This is a genomic window from Duganella rhizosphaerae, assembly GCF_040364205.1.
Lineage (GTDB): Bacteria > Pseudomonadota > Gammaproteobacteria > Burkholderiales > Burkholderiaceae_D > Rugamonas > Rugamonas rhizosphaerae.
Genome location: NZ_BPWK01000033.1, coordinates 1 through 16,501 on the forward strand (window position 1 = coordinate 1; position 16,501 = coordinate 16,501).

General features: G+C 70.8%; 3 protein-coding genes. All 3 read left to right on the forward strand.

The genetic code is table 11. The features are described 5' to 3' along the window. On the forward strand, positions 1 to 4,743 hold a 4,743-nt coding region (locus tag RUGAMON1_RS32250), incomplete at its 5' end, for a non-ribosomal peptide synthetase (RefSeq protein WP_445234358.1). Further along, the gene (locus tag RUGAMON1_RS32255; protein ID WP_445234359.1) at positions 4,740 to 11,489 is read left to right on the forward strand and encodes a non-ribosomal peptide synthetase; all 6,750 of its coding nucleotides are present in this window, start codon (positions 4,740 to 4,742) and stop codon (positions 11,487 to 11,489) included. The genes RUGAMON1_RS32250 and RUGAMON1_RS32255, both read left to right, overlap by 4 nt. Beyond that, positions 11,486 to 16,501 (forward strand): non-ribosomal peptide synthetase (locus RUGAMON1_RS32260; protein WP_445234360.1); only part of this gene is annotated, 5,016 nt, incomplete at its 3' end. The genes RUGAMON1_RS32255 and RUGAMON1_RS32260, both read left to right, overlap by 4 nt.

Below are 16,501 nucleotides of genomic sequence, written 5' to 3' on the forward strand. Positions count from 1 at the left end.
GTCAATCCCGACTCCGCCGCGCTGGGACTGCACGCCGGCCACCTGGCCTACATCATCTACACCTCCGGCTCGACCGGCCTGCCCAAAGGCGTCATGGTCGAACATGCAAACGTGACGCGCCTGCTAGCCGCCACCGACCACTGGTTTGGCTTCAACGCCGACGACGTCTGGACCCTGTTCCACTCGGCAGCCTTCGACTTCTCCGTTTGGGAACTGTGGGGCGCGCTGGCCTACGGCGGCCGCCTGGTGGTTGTCAGCGCCCTGTGCGCCCGCGCTCCGGCCGAGTTCTACGCGCTACTGTGCCGCGAACGCGTCACCGTGCTCAACCAGACGCCGAGCGCCTTCAAGCAGCTCATCGCAGCCCAGGCAGCGGCCGGACCCGACGAGGCCGACGCACATTGCCTGCGTACCATCATCTTCGGCGGCGAGGCGCTGGAATTGCGCAGCCTCGCCCCGTGGATCGCCGCCAACCCCGGCGGCAATACGCGCCTGGTCAACATGTACGGGATTACCGAGATCACCGTGCACGCCACCTACCGCGAGATCACGCCGGCCGACGTCGACGCCGGACTAGGCAGCCTGATCGGTCAGCCGCTGCCGGACTTGCGCGCCTACATCCTCGACGCCCACCGCCAGCCAGTGCCGATCGGCGTGAGCGGCGAGCTGTACATCGGCGGCGCCGGTGTCGCCCGCGGCTATCTGAACCGCCCAGAGCTGAGCGCCGAACGCTTCATCGCCGACCCGTTCGGCGCTGCCGACGGCCGCCTCTATCGCACCGGCGACCTTGGCCGCTACCTGGCCGACGGCAGCATCGAATACCTGGGCCGTAACGACTTCCAGGTCAAGATCCGCGGCTTCCGCATTGAGCTCGGTGAAATCGAAGCCCGCCTGGCCGCCTGCGCCGGCGTGCGCGAAGCGGTCGTCATCGCCCGCGAAGACAGCCCCGGCGACCGCCGCCTGGTGGCCTACCTGCTGGCCGAGGCCGGCACCACGGTCGCCGACCCGGCCACGCTGCGTGCCGCGCTGGCGAGCCACCTGGCCGACTACATGCTGCCGGCCGCCTATGTGGTGCTGGACGCATTGCCGCTGACCCCAAACGGCAAGCTCGACCGCAACGCCCTGCCCGCCCCGGGCCAGGACGCCGTCGTCGCGCGCCACTACCAGGCCCCGCAAGGCCCGGCCGAAACCATGCTGGCCGCCATCTGGGCCGAACTGCTCGGCCTGGAACAAGTCGGCCGCGACGACCACTTCTTCGAGCTGGGCGGCCACTCGCTGATGGTGATCACGCTGATCGAACGGTTGCGCCGGCGGGGCCTGTCCACCGAAGTGCGCGCCGTGTTCGATGCGCCTACGCTGCATGCCATGGCGGCGGGTCTGACGACGGGCGACGACGCCCTGTCGCGCGCCGCGCCGGTGCCGCCCAACCTGATCGGCGCGGACTGCACCGCGCTGCGCCCCGAACTACTGCCGCTGGTCGCGCTGAGCCAGCACGAGATCGACCTGATCGTCGACAGCGTGCCAGGCGGCGCCGCCAACGTCCAGGACATCTACCCGCTGGCGCCGCTGCAGGAAGGCATCCTGTTCCACCACCTGCTGGACGGCGAAGGCGATGCCTACCTGATGCGCTCGACGTTTGTATTTGACCGCCGCGCGCGACTCGACGCCTTCCTCGACGCGCTGCAACGCGTGATCGAGCGCCACGACATCCTGCGCAGCAGCGTGCGCTGGACCGGCCTTTCCACGCCGGTGCAAGTGGTGCAGCGGCACGCGCCGCTTCCGATCCACACGCTGACGCTGGACGCCGAAGGCGACGCCGTCGAGCAACTGCAGCAACGCACCGACCCGCGCCGGCTGCGCCTGGACCTGCGCCGCGCGCCGCTGATCGCCGCCTACGTGGCGGCCGATCCGAATTCCGGCGAGTGGTTGCTGGCGCTGCTCGATCATCATATCGTCAGCGACAACACCACGCTGGGGCTGATCATCGCCGAAATCCTGGCGCTGCTGCAGGGCCGCGCCGGCAACCTGCCGCCGTCGCTGCCCTACCGCGATTTCATCGCCCGGGCCCGCGCGGTGCCGGCCGCCGCGCACGAGGAATATTTCCGCCGCCGACTGGCCGACATCGACCAGCCGACTGCGCCGTTCGACCTGCTCGACGTGCGCCATGACGGCAGCCACGTCGGCGAGACCCGGCTCGACCTGGACGCCACGCTGGCGCTGCGCGTGCGCGAGGGCGCGCGCCGGCACGGCGTGAGCGCGGCGGTGCTGTTCCACACCGCATGGGCCCAGGTGCTGGCCCAATGCTGCGGCCGCGATGACGTGGTGTTCGGCACCGTGCTGTCAGGCCGGCTGCAAGGCGCGGACGGCGCTGGCCAGATGCTCGGCATGTTCATCAACACGCTGCCGCTGCGCGTCTCGCTGGGCACGCGGCCGATCGGCCAGGTGCTGCGCGAGAGCTACCGCGACCTGGGTGAACTGCTGGCTCACGAGCAAGCCTCGCTGGCCCTGGCGCAGCGCTGCAGCGGCGTGGCCGCGCCGCAGCCGCTGTTCACCACCATCCTCAACTACCGCCACAACCGCGCCGCCGCAGCCGCAGCCCAGGACGCGGCGGCCCACCAGCGCGACTGGGAAGGCATGCGCGCCATCGTCGCGATCGAACGCACCAACTACCCGGTCTCGGTCTCGATCGACGACCTCGGCGCCGGCTTTGCGCTGACCATGCAATGCGCCGACGGCATCGATTCGGCGCGCATGGCAGCCTACCTGCTGCGCGCCGTCGAGACGCTACTGGCGGCGCTGACCGCCGACGCCAGCCAGCCAGCCCAGGCACTGACGATGCTGCCCGACGCCGAACGGCGTCTGCTGCTGGAGGACTTCAACGACAGCGCCGTCGACTATCCGCGCGGGGAGCTGCTGCACCGCTTGTTCGAACAGCAGGCCACCGCGCGGCCGGACGCCGTGGCGCTGGACTGCGCCGGCCGGCAACTGAGTTATGGTGAGCTGGACCGCCGCGCCAACGGCCTGGCGCGGCGCCTGCTGGCGCTGGGCGTGCGGCCCGACGACCGCGTGGCGATCTGCGCCGAGCGCGGCGTAGAGATGGTGCTCGGCATGCTGGCCATCCTCAAGGCCGGCGCCGCCTATGTGCCGCTCGACCCGGCCTACCCGGTCGCGCGCCTGGACTATATGCTGGCCGACTGCGCTCCGGCCGCGTTGCTGTTGCAGCCGGGGCTGCAAGCGCAGCTACCGGCCACCGCCGTGCCGCTGATCGTGCTCGACGCCGCCGCCATGGCGGCCGACGCGCTGCCAGCGCCGGCCGTGCCCGACCTGCACGCGCGCCATCTGGCCAACGTCATCTACACCTCCGGTTCGACCGGCCAGCCCAAGGGCGTGATGGTCGAACACCGCAACGTGCTGCGGCTGGTGATGCATCCCTCCTATGTGCACATCGGCGCCGACGATTGCGTGGCGCACTGCGCCAACCCAGCCTTCGATGCCTCGACCTGGGAGATCTGGGCCGCGCTGCTGCATGGCGCGCGCCTGCTCATTGTGCCGCCAGCCACGCTGCTCGACGCGCAAGCACTGCGCGCGCTGCTCGGCGGCGCCGGCGTGACCGTGCTGCACCTGACCGCCGGCCTGTTCAACCAGTACGCCGAGCCGCTGGCGCCGTTCATACCCACGCTGCGCTATTTGCTGTTCGGCGGCGAGCAGGCCGACTTCAACGCGGTCGCCCGGGTGCTGCGCAACAGTCCGCCGCGCCACCTGGTGCATTGTTACGGCCCGACCGAGACCACCACCTTCGCCACCACCCACGCGGTGACGTCCACCACGCGCCCGCTGCCGATCGGGCGGCCGATCGGCAATACCCAGGTCTACATCCTCGACACCCACGGCCGACTGGCGCCCCTCGGCGTGGCCGGCGAGCTTTACATCGGCGGCGACGGCGTCGCGCGCGGCTACCTGAACCGCCCCGAGCTGACGGCGGAGCGCTTCGTCACCGATCCATTCAGCACGCAGCCCGGCACCCGCCTGTACCGCACCGGCGACCTTGGCCGCTATCTGGCCGGCGGCGCCATCGAGTACCTGGGCCGCAATGACTTCCAGGTCAAGATCCGCGGCTTCCGCATCGAGCTCGGCGAGATCGAGACCGCGCTAACCGCCTGCCCCGGCGTGCGCGAGGCAGTGGTGCTGGCGCGCGAGGACAGTCCGGGCGAGCGGCGTCTGGTGGCCTACCTGACTGCGCGTGACGGCGCCGCACCGGACCCGGCCGCGCTGCGGGCACGACTGGCCACGACGCTGGCCGACTATATGTTGCCGACCGCCTTCGTCACGCTGGACACCTTGCCGCTGACCCCGCACGGCAAGCTGGACCGCCGGGCCCTGCCCGCGCCCGACCAGGGCGCGCTGGCCGGGCCGGCCTACGCGGCGCCGCACGGCGCCATTGAAACGGCGCTGGCCGGGATCTGGCAGGACTTGCTGGGCCTGCCCCTGGTCGGCCGCGACGATAACTTCTTTGCACTGGGCGGCCATTCGCTACTAGTCATCACGCTGATCGAGCGTCTGCGCGCGCAAGGCCTAGCCACCGACGTCGGCACCGTGTTTTCGTCGGCCAGCCTGGCCGCGCTGGCGGCGGTCATCGCCGCGCGTCAGGACGATGCCGCGCCGGCCTTCGTGGTGCCGCCCAACCTGCTCACCTTCCCCGGCGCCACCGCGCCGACCGCAGAACCTGTCGAGGAATTCCGTTTATGACTATGCAACCGCTATATGCCCGCCTGCAATCCCTGCGCGTCACGCTCGGCGTCGACGGCGGCGAGTTGACCATCAAGGCGCCGCCCGGCGCGCTGGACCAGGACACCATCGCCCTGCTGCGCCAGCACAAGCCGACGCTAATCGCCGCGCTGGCGGCGCGGCAGGCGCCGGCGGCGCTGTTGCACCCGGCCGCGCAGCCGGTCATTGCCATCACCCCGGCGCTGCTGCCGCTGGTCGCGCTGACCCAGGGCGAGATCGACCTGATCGTCGACAGCGTGCCCGATGGCGCCGCCAACATCCAGGACATCTATCCACTGGCGCCGCTGCAGGAAGGCATCCTGTTCCACCACCTGCTGGGTGGCGAAGGCGACGCCTACATCATCAGATCCAGCTTTGCGTTCGATGGCCGCCAGCGGCTGGACGCCTTCCTGGACGCGCTGCAACGCGTCATCGACCGCCACGACATCCTGCGCAGCAGCATGCGCTGGGACGGATTGTCGACGCCGGTGCAGGTGGTGCAGCGGCGCGCGCCGCTGCCGGTCCACGCGCTGATACTGGACGCCGGGGACGACGCCATGGCCCAGCTGCAACAGCACACCGATCCGCGCCGGCTGCGCCTGGACCTGCAACGCGCGCCGCTGATCGCCGCCTACATAGCGGCCGATCCGCACACCGGCGAATGGCTGCTGACGCTGCTCAACCACCACCTGGTCAGCGACCACCTGACGCTCGAATTCATCATTGCAGAAATCCAGGCGCTGCTGGAGGGGCGCGGCGACAGCCTGCCGGCGCCGCTGCCCTACCGTAATTTTATCGCGCAGGCCGGTTCGGTGCCGGCCGCCGCGCACGAGGAATACTTCCGCCGCCGCCTGGCCGACATCGACGAACCGACCGCGCCGTTCGGCCTGCTCGACGTGCGCCACGACGGCCAGCGCATCGGCGAGGCCCGGTTGCGGCTGGACGCGGCGTTGGCGCGGCAGGTGCGCGACGTCGCCCGCCGGCACGGCGTGACCGCCGCGGTGCTGTTCCACACCGCCTGGGCCCTAGTGCTGGCGCAGTGCTGCGGCCGCGACGACGTGGTGTTCGGCACCGTGCTGTCGGGCCGCCTACAGGGCGCCGACAGCGCCGGCCAGGTGTTAGGCATGCTCATCAACACCCTGCCGCTCCGCATCTCGCTGGGGGCGCTGCCGATAGCCCAGGTGGTGCGCGACAGCTACCGCGACCTGGGCGAGCTGCTGGTGCATGAACAAGCCTCGCTGGCGCTGGCGCAGCGTTGCAGCGGCGTGGCCGCGCCGCAACCGCTGTTTACCAGTCTGCTCAACTACCGCCACAGCCAGCCGGGCGCATCCGACCAGGACGCCGGCCGCGCTTGGCAAGGCATCCGCACCATCGCCGCCGAGGAGCGCAGCAACTACCCGGTCACGGTCTCGATCGACGACTTCGGCGACGGCTTCGCGCTGACCACGCTGTGTGCCGCCGGCATCGACGCGCAGCGCATGGCCGGCTATCTGCTGACGGCGGTCGAGGCGCTCAGCGCCGCGCTGGCGGACCACGCCGACCAGCCGGCCCATGCGCTGTCCATCCTGCCGCCGGCCGAACGGTGCCGGCTGCTGGAAGGATTCAACGACACCGCCGCCGACTATCCGCGCGAGCAGTTGATTCATCAACTGTTCGAAGCGAACGCGGCCGCCCGGCCCAACGCCACCGCCCTGGTGTTCGAGGACCGGCGCGTGACCTACGGCGACTTGAATCGGCGCGCCAACCGGCTGGCGAGGCGCCTGCTGGCGCTGGGCGTGCGGCCCGACCAGCGGGTCGCGCTGTGCGCCGGACGCGGACTGGAGATGGTGGCCGGCCTGCTGGCCATCCTCAAGGCCGGCGCCGCCTACGTTCCGCTCGACCCGGCCTACCCGGCCGAGCGGCTGGCGTACATGCTTGCCGACAGCGCGCCGGTGGCGCTGCTGACCGAGGCGCACCGGCGCGACAGCCTGCCGGCCTGCGCGCCGCCGCTGTTGTTGCTGAACGCCGGGGACGAACACAACGAACCGACCAGCGCCGACGACGACGCCAATCCCGACCCGGCCGTGCTGGGCCTGCATGCCGGCCATCTGGCCTACATCATCTACACTTCCGGCTCGACCGGCCGGCCCAAGGGCGTGGCGGTGCAACACCGGCCGGTAATCAACCTGTTCGACTGGGTCAACCGCCGCTTCCAGGTCGGCCCCGACGACACCCTGCTGCTGACCACCTCGTTATGCTTCGACCTGTCGGTCTACGATATCTTCGGCCTGCTGGCGGCCGGCGGCACAGTGCACATCGCCTCCAGCGACGATATCGCCGATCCGCGCAGGCTGCTGCGCCTGATCGACGACGCCGGCATCACGTTCTGGGATTCGGCGCCAGCGGTGTTTGCCCAGTTGCTGCCGCTGCTGACCGAGCGCGCCGGACAGCCCCCGAACCAGACGCTGCGCCTGGCCTTCTTCAGCGGCGACTGGATTCCGCTGGAGCTACCGCCGCGCCTGCGGCAAGCGTACACGCGCTGTAAGGTGATCAGCCTGGGCGGAGCCACCGAGGCAACCGTCTGGTCCAACTTCCATCCGGTCGGCGAGCCCGATCCGGCCTGGATCAGCATCCCGTACGGCCGGCCGATCCAGAACGCCCGCTACCACGTGCTGGACCGCCACCTGCAACCGTGCCCGCTCGGCGTGCCGGGCGACCTGTACATCGCCGGCGAGTGCCTGAGCGCAGGCTATTTCGGCCAGCCGGCGCTGACCGCCGAGCGCTATCCGCGCGACCCGTTCACGGCCGCCGCCGACGCCCGCATGTACCGTACCGGCGACCGCGCGCGCTACTGGGACGACGGCACGCTTGAGTTTCTCGGCCGCAGCGACTTCCAGGTCAAGATCCGCGGCTTCCGCATCGAGTTGGGCGAGATCGAGGCCAGGCTGGCTGCCTGCGAGGGAGTGCGCGAGGCGCTGGTGATGGCGCGCGAGGACCGCCCCGGCGACAAACGCCTGGTGGCCTATCTCACCACCGAGCCCGGCGCAGCGCCGCCGGCCGCCGTGCTGCGCGCGCAGCTGGCGCTGACGCTGGCCGAGTACATGCTGCCGTCGGCCTTCGTCACGCTCGACAGTTTTCCACTAACCTCGAACGGCAAGCTGGACCGGCGGGCGCTGCCGGCGCCGGACCAGAGCGCCGTCGCCACCCGCTCCTACGAGGCGCCCGACGGCGCCGTCGAAGTGGCGCTGGCCGGCCTCTGGTTGGAGCTGCTGGGCCTGACGCGCGTGGGCCGCCACGACCAGTTCTTCGAGCTGGGTGGCCATTCGCTGCTGGCGGTACGGCTGGTGTCGCGCCTGCGCCAGCAGCTGGGCGTCGAACTGCCGCTGCGCGCGCTGTTCGAGCAGCCGACGCTGGCCGGCCTGGCGGCTGCCGTGGCCCAGGCCGGGCGCTCGACCGCCACTGCCATCGGCAGCGCCGACCGCGGCCAGCCGCTGCCGCTGTCTTGGGCCCAGCAACGGCTGTGGTTCCTGGCCCGGCTCGATCCGGCCGGCGGCGTGGCCTACCACATGCCGGCCGCGCTGCGCCTGCGCGGCGCTCTCGACCGCGCGGTGCTGCAGGCCACGCTGGACCGAGTGGTGGCGCGCCACGAAAGCCTGCGCACCAGCTTTGTCGACGGCACCGACGGTCCTGTGCAACGCATCGGCGCGGCCGACAGCGGCTTCGCGCTGGCCTGGCGCGACCTGCGCGCGCTCGGCGGCCACGAGCAGGCCGCCGCCGTCGCCCGCCTCGGCGCCGACGAGGCAGCCCAACCGTTCGACCTGGCCGCCGGCCCGCTGCTGCGAGGCCAACTGCTGTGCCTGGCCGACGACGACCACCTGCTGCTGCTGACCCAGCACCACATCGTCACCGACGCCTGGTCGATCGGCGTGCTGGTGCGCGAGGTCAGCGCGCTCTACACCGCCTTCCGCCAGGGGCTGGCCGACCCGCTGCCGCCGCTCGCCATCCAGTATGCCGACTACGCGGCCTGGCAGCGCCACTGGCTGGGCGCGGCCGTGCTGCAGGCGCAAATCGCGTTCTGGCGCGCCCACCTCGACGGCGCCCCGGCCCTGCTGGAGCTGCCGCTCGACCGCCCGCGCCCGGCGCTGCAAAGCCATGCCGGCGCCAGCGTGGCGCTGACCATCCCGGCGCCGCTGGCAGCTGGCCTGCGCGCGCTGGCCCAGCGCCACGGCGCCACCCTGTTCATGACCCTGCTGACCGGCTGGGCCGCGCTGCTGTCCCGCCTGAGCGGGCAGGACGACATCGTGGTCGGCACGCCGGTGGCCAATCGCGGGCGCGCCGAGCTGGAGGACCTGATCGGCTTCTTCGTCAACACGCTGGCGCTGCGCGTGCGGCTGGACGACCAGCCCGCCGCCGCCACGCTGCTCGAGCGTGTCAAGCGCGACACGCTGGCCGCCTACGAGCACCAGGACCTGCCGTTCGAGCAACTGGTGGAGGCGCTGCAGCCACCGCGCAGCATGCGCCACAGTCCGGTCTTCCAGACCATGCTGTCGCTCGACAACACCCCCGGCGGCGACGCGCTGGCGCTGCCAGGGCTGACGCTGGCGCCGCACGCCACGCCGCGCACCACCAGCCATTTCGAGCTATCGCTCGCGCTGGTCGATGACGGCGCCACCATCGCGGGCAGCCTGGACTACGCCACCGACCTGTTCGACCACGCCACCGTCGAGCGCTACGCTGGCTACCTGCTGCAACTGCTGACGGCCATGGTGGACGCGCCGGCACAGCCGCTGGCCGACCTGCCGCTGCTCGACGCTGCTCAGCGCCGGCAGTTGCTGGCCGGCTTCAACGCCACGGCCATGGCCGCGCCGGCGGCCGGCCCGCTGATGCACCAGTTGTTCGAGGCAAGGGCTGCGGCCCGGCCGGACGCGCCAGCGCTGGTGCGGGGCGATGAATCCGTCAGCTACGGCGAGCTGAACCGTCGCGCCAACCGTCTGGCGCACCGCTTGCTGGCGCACGGCGTGCGGCCGGACCAGCGCGTGGCGGTCTGCACCGAAGACGGCATGGCGCTGGTCACCGCCATGCTGGCCATCCTCAAGGCCGGCGGCGCCTACGTACCGATCGACCCGTCCTATCCCGACCAGCGTATCGCCCACATGCTGGCCGACAGCGCGCCGGTCGCGCTGCTGGCCGACGCTGCGCAGCGTCAACGCCTGCCGACGCCGGGCCCGGCCGTGCTGGCGCTGCCTCTGGACCAGGCGGCACCGCAAGGCCTGCCGCGCGACGGCCAAGCCGAACCCGGCAACGAACGTAATCCCGATCCGGCTCGGCTGGGCTTGACGCCGCGCCACCTGGCCTATGTCATCTACACCTCCGGCTCGACCGGCGCGCCCAAGGGCGTAATGCTCGAGCACGCGGGCCTGGCCAACTTCGGCGCCAGCCACTATCCGCTGTTCGACATCACGCCCGACAGCCGGCTGCTGCAGTTCGCCTCGTTCGGCTTCGACGCCAGCATCTCGGAAATCGCGATGGCGCTGTGCTCCGGCGCCAGCCTCTACCTGCGCGAGGAAGCCGCGTATTCGGCCGCGTCGCTGGGCCAAGCGCTGCGCCGACACGCCATCAGCCACCTGATCCTGGCACCGTCGGTGGTCGAGGCTCTACTGGCCCCGGCCGATCCCGGTCCGCTGACGCTGATCGTGGTGGGCGAGGCTTGCCCGCCGGCGCTTGCGCAAGCGTGGTCGTCCCGGGTGCGGCTGTTCAACGCCTACGGCCCGACCGAGTCGACCATCTGCGCCACCGTCTACCGCTGCGCGCCGGACTTCCAACGCCAGCAGGTGCCGATCGGCCGGCCCATTCCGCATACCCCGGTGTACATCCTGGACGCGCGCGGCCAGCCGGTGCCACTTGGCGTGACCGGCGAACTGTGCATCGGCGGCGCCGGCGTCGCGCGCGGCTATCTGAACCAGCCGGCGCTGACCGCGCAGCACTTCGTCGCCGATCCGTTCGGCGCCGGCCCGGCGGCACGGCTGTACCGCAGCGGCGACCTCGGCCGCTGGCTGGCCGACGGCAGCATCGAATACCTGGGCCGCAACGATGGCCAGGTCAAGCTGCGCGGCCATCGCATCGAGTTGGGCGAGATCGAAACGCGCCTGGCCGCCTGCGCCGGCGTGCGCGCGGCGGTGGTGCTGGCCCGCACCGACCGGCCCGGCGAACCGCGGCTGGTGGCGTATCTGCTGGCGCAGCCGGACGTAGCGACGGACCCGGCCTCGCTGCGCGCGCAGCTGGGCGCCGACCTGCCGTCCTACATGGTGCCGTCCGCCTTTGTGGCGCTGGCCAATTTCCCGCTCGGCCCGAACGGCAAGCTGGACCGCAACGCCCTGCCGGCGCCGGACACCGAGGCGCTGGCCGCCCGCGCCTACAGCGCGCCGCGCGGCGAGGTCGAAACGGCGCTGGCGACGCTCTGGCAGGAACTGCTGGCGCTGCCGCAAGTGGGCCGCGACGACCATTTCTTCGAACTGGGTGGGCATTCGCTGATGGCCGCGCAGTTGCTGGTGCGCGTGCGCGACGGGTTCGGCGTCACGCTGGCGCTGCGGCAAGTGTTTGAACAACCGTCGCTGGCGGCCATGGCGGCGGCCGTAACGTCACTGCAATACGCCACCTATTTGGGCGAGGACCTGGACACCATGCGCGATAGCCTGGATGGCCTGTCGAAGGAAGAACTGCTGGCAATGCTGGCTAAGGATGCACCATGAACCAACGCGAACAGTCTCTGGAAGAAATCAAGCAGGCCATCCTGCAGCGCCGCGTACGCGAACGCATGGCCGGCCAGACCGGGGCGGCCGCCGTCACAGTGCCGGCGGCCGACCGCGGGCAGCCGCTGCCCCTGTCATGGGCCCAGCAGCGCCTGTGGTTCCTGGCCCAGCTCGATGCCGCCGCCAGCGCCGCCTACCACCTGCCGGCCGCGCTGCGCCTGCGCGGCGCGCTCGACCTGGCCGCGCTGCGCGCCACGCTCGACCGCTTGGCGGCCCGCCACGAAAGTCTGCGCACCACCTTTGTTCTGCACGACGGCGCGCCGGTGCAGGCGATCGCCGCCACCGACCACGGCTTCGCGCTGCGCCTGCACGACCTGCGCGCGCTGGCCGGCCACGCACAGGAGGCGGCTGTGGCGGCGCTCGGCGCGGACGAGGCGGCTCAGCCCTTCGACCTCGCCGCCGGCCCGCTGGCGCGCGGCCGGCTGCTGCAGCTAGCCACCGACGACCATGTGCTGCTGCTGACCCAACACCACATCATTGCCGACGGCTGGTCGGTCGGCATCATAGTGCGCGAAGTGAGCGCGCTGTATGCCGCCTACAGCCGGGGCTTGCCGGACCCGCTGCCGCCGCTGCCGATCCAGTACGCCGACTACGCCGCCTGGCAACGCCAGCGCCTTGGCGGCCTGGCGCTGCAACGCCAGGCCGACTGGTGGCGCGCCCATCTGGACGGCGCCCCGGCGATGCTGGAACTGCCGACCGACCGGCCGCGTCCGGCGCTGCACAGCCACGCCGGCGCGGGCATTGCGCTGACCATCCCAGCGGCGCTGGCGGCCGGCCTGCGCGCGCTGGCCGCGCGCCACGGCGCCACGCTGTTCATGACGCTGCTGGCCGGCTGGGCCGCGCTGCTGTCACGCCTGAGCGGGCAGGACGACGTCGTCGTCGGCTCGCCGGTGGCCAACCGGCAGCACGCCGAACTGGAGGGCCTGATTGGCTGCTTCGTCAACACGCTGGCGCTGCGGGTGCGCCTGCAAGACAACCCCAGCGTGGCCGGGCTGCTGGCCGCCGTCAAGGCCGTCACGCTGGCCGCCTACGAGCACCAGGACCTGCCATTCGAACAAGTGGTCGAAGCGGTCAAGCCGCCGCGCAGCCGCAGCCACAGCCCGCTGTTCCAGGTCATGTTATCGCTCAACAACAGCACCGGCGCCAACGCCGCCCTCTCGCTGCCGGGCCTGACGCTGGCGCCGGTTGAGCTGCCGCATGCTACCGCCCAGTTCGACCTGTCCCTGCACCTGGGCGACAACGGCCAGACCCTCGGCGGCCATCTGGAATATGCCACCGCGCTGTTCGAGCGCGACAGCATCGAGCGGCTGGCCGGCTACTGGCTGACGCTGCTGGCGGCGATGGTGGCCGACGACACCCAGCGCGTGGCCGCGCTGCCGCTGCTGGACCCGCAACAGCGCCGGCAACTGCTGGCCGGCTTCAACGACACGGCGGCGGCGTACCCGCGGGACCAGTTGCTGCATCAGTTATTCGAAGCCCAGGCCACAGCCCAGCCCGACGCCATCGCGCTGGAATGCGACGGTGAGCGCCTCGGCTACGCCGAGCTGAACCGGCGCGCCAACCAACTGGCGCACCACCTCCTTGCCATGGGCGTGGGCCCGGACGACCGTGTCGCCATTTGCGTCGAACGCGGCATCGCGATGGTGGTCGCCGTGCTCGGCGTGCTCAAGGCCGGCGCCGCCTATGTGCCGCTGGACCCGGCCTATCCAGCCGAGCGGCTGGCCTATATGCTGGATGACAGCGCGCCCAAGGCGGTGCTGAGCCTGGCCGCGCTGCAAGGACGCCTGCCGCCGGGCGCCGGCACGGCCCACCCCGCGCCGCTGCTGCTGGACACCGACACCAGCCTGGCCGGCCAGCCCACGCACAACCCATGCGTGCCCGGCCTGCAGGCCGGCCACCTGGCCTATGTGATCTACACCTCCGGTTCAACCGGCCAGCCCAAGGGCGTGATGATCGAGCACGGCAACGCAGTCAACTTCATCCACTGGGCACTGGAGCATTTCAGTCCGCAACAGCTGACGCACACGCTGTTTTCCACCTCGATCAATTTCGACCTGCACGTGTTCGAGCTGTTCGCACCGCTGGCCTGCGGCGCCACTGTCCATTTGGTGCGCGACATCTTGGCGCCGGCGCCGGCCGTCACGCTGATCAACACCGTGCCGTCCGCCATCGGCGCCCTGCTTGACGCTAGCCGGGTGCCGCCCGCCATGCGCTCGCTCAACCTGGCGGGCGAGCCGCTCAAGCGCACGTTGGTGGAACGGCTGTTCGCCGAGACCGGCGTCGAACAGGTGGCCAACCTGTACGGCCCGTCGGAAACTACCACCTATTCCACCTGGGTGCGGATGGAGCGCCGCACCGGCTTCGCGGCCCATATCGGCCGCCCGATCGCCAACACCGAACTGTACGTGCTGGACGCGCAACGACAACCGGTGCCGATCGGTGTCACGGGCGAGCTGTACATCGGCGGCGCCGGCGTCGCGCGCGGCTACCTGAACCGCCCGGAACTGAGCGCCGAGCGCTTCATCACCGACCCGTTCAGCGGCCGCGCCAACGCCCGCCTGTACCGCACCGGCGACCTGGTGCGCTGGCTGCCGGACGGCTGCGTCGAGTACCTGGGCCGCAACGATTTCCAGGTCAAAATCCGCGGCTTCCGCATCGAGCTGGGTGAGATCGAAGCGTGCTTGGCCACCTGCGCCGGCGTGCGCGAAGCGGTGGTCGTCGCCCGCGAGGACAACCCCGGCGACCGCCGCCTGGTGGCGTATCTGGTGGCCGAGGCCGGAAAGGCGCCAGAGCCTGCCATCGCGCTCGATCCCGCCGCGCTGCGCGCCGCGCTGGCGGCGCAGCTGGCCGACTACATGCTGCCGGCCGCCTACGTGCTACTGGACGCGCTGCCGCTGACCCCGAACGGCAAGCTCGACCGCAACGCCCTGCCCCCCCCCGGCCAGGACGCCGTCGCCGCGCGTAGCTACCAGGCCCCGCAAGGCCCGACCGAAGCAACGCTGGCGGCGATCTGGGCCGAGCTGCTGAAACTGGAGCGGGTCGGGCGGCACGACAACTTCTTCGAACTGGGCGGCCATTCGCTACTGGCGGTGGCGCTGATCGAGCGCATGCGCCAGGCCGGCGTGCAGACCGACGTGCGTGCGCTGTTCGGCACCCCGACCATCGCGGCACTGGCCGGCGGCGGCGGTGTGGTCGACGTAGCGGTGCCGGCCAACGGCATCGCCGACGGCTGCGTGGCGATCACTCCGGACATGTTGCCGCTAGTGCAGCTGAGCCAGCTGGAAATCGACGGCATCGTCGCGGCGGTGCCGGGCGGCGCCGCCAACATCCAGGACATCTATCCGCTGGCGCCGCTGCAGGAAGGGATATTGTTCCACCATATGATGCAGAGCGAGGGCGACGCGTACATCATGCCGACGCTGATCGAGTTCGACACCCGCGCGCGGCTGGACGGCTTCCTGGCGACCTTGCAAGCGGTGATCGATCGCCACGACATCCTGCGCACTGCGGTGCTGTGGGACGGCTTGGCCGAACCGGTGCAGGTGGTGCTGCGCTCGGCGCGCATGCTGGTCGAGGAGGTCGGCTTCGCGCCGGCGGATGGCGAAATCGCCACGCAGCTGAGCGGCCGTTACGATCCACACCACTACCGAATCGACGTGCGCCAGGCGCCGCTGCTGCGCGCCTTCTTGTGCGAGGACCGCGCCAACCGCCGCTGGCTGTTGCAATTGTTGACCCACCACCTGGCGACCGACCATACGACCTTGGAAATCCTGGTCGAGGAAATCCGCACCATCGAGCTGGGCCGCGAGGCCGAGCTGCCAAGGGCGCTGCCGTTCCGTAACTTCATCGCCCAGACGCGCCTGGGCGTGAGTCGCGCGGAGCATGAAGCCTTCTTCACGCGAATGTTGTCCGATATCGACGAACCTACCCTGCCATACGGCCTGCTGGACGTGCGCGGCGATGGCTCGAGGATCAGGGAGACGACACAGCAGTTGCCTGCCAAATTGGCATTACAGTTGCGTGCGCAGGCCCGGGCGCAGGGCGTCAGTTCTGCCAGCCTGATGCACCTGGCCTGGGCGCAGGTGCTGGCACGCCTGTCGGGACGGCGCGACGTGGTGTTCGGCACGGTGCTGTTCGGACGCATGCAGGGCGGCGCCGGTTCCGACCGGGTGCTGGGCATGTTCATCAATACGCTGCCGGTACGGATCAGCATCGATGGCCGGGGCGCTGCCGATGGCGTGCGCGGTACGCACACGCTGTTGACGCAGTTGCTGCGGCACGAGCATGCGTCGCTGGCACTGGCCCAGCGCAGCAGCGGCGTGGCGGCGCAGACACCGCTATTCTCGTCGTTGCTCAATTACCGCCACAGCGTGGTCCATACTGGCGACGCGGAGCAGCAATCCAATGACGCTTGGGAGGGCGTCAACGTCATCGGTGGCGAAGAACGCACCAACTACCCGCTGACCTTGTCCGTGGACGATCTGGGCCAGGACTTCGTACTGTCGGTGCAAGTCGATCAGTCGGTGGCTGCCGATCGGGTATGCGCCTATATGCAAACGGCGCTGGAACAACTGGTGAAGGCGCTGGAAACGCAGCCGGCGGCGGCGCTCGATGCGCTGAACGTACTGCCGCAGGACGAACTGCGGCTGATGCTTGAGGAATGGAACGCCACGGACGTGGCACGCGAGCCGGAGCTTTGCCTGCATGAGCTGTTCGAGCGCCAAGCGGCGGCGAGCCCGGATGCGGTGGCCGTGAACGATGAGCGCGACAGCCTGAGCTACCGCCAGCTCAACGAGCGATCCAACCAGCTGGCGCGCCATCTGGCGCAGCTGGGCGTGGCACCGGACGCGCGGGTGGCGGTGTGCGCCGAGCGCGGCGTGGGCATGGTGGTGGCCTTGCTGGCCATCCTGAAGGCGGGCGGCTGCTACGTGCCGCTCGATCCGGATTATCCG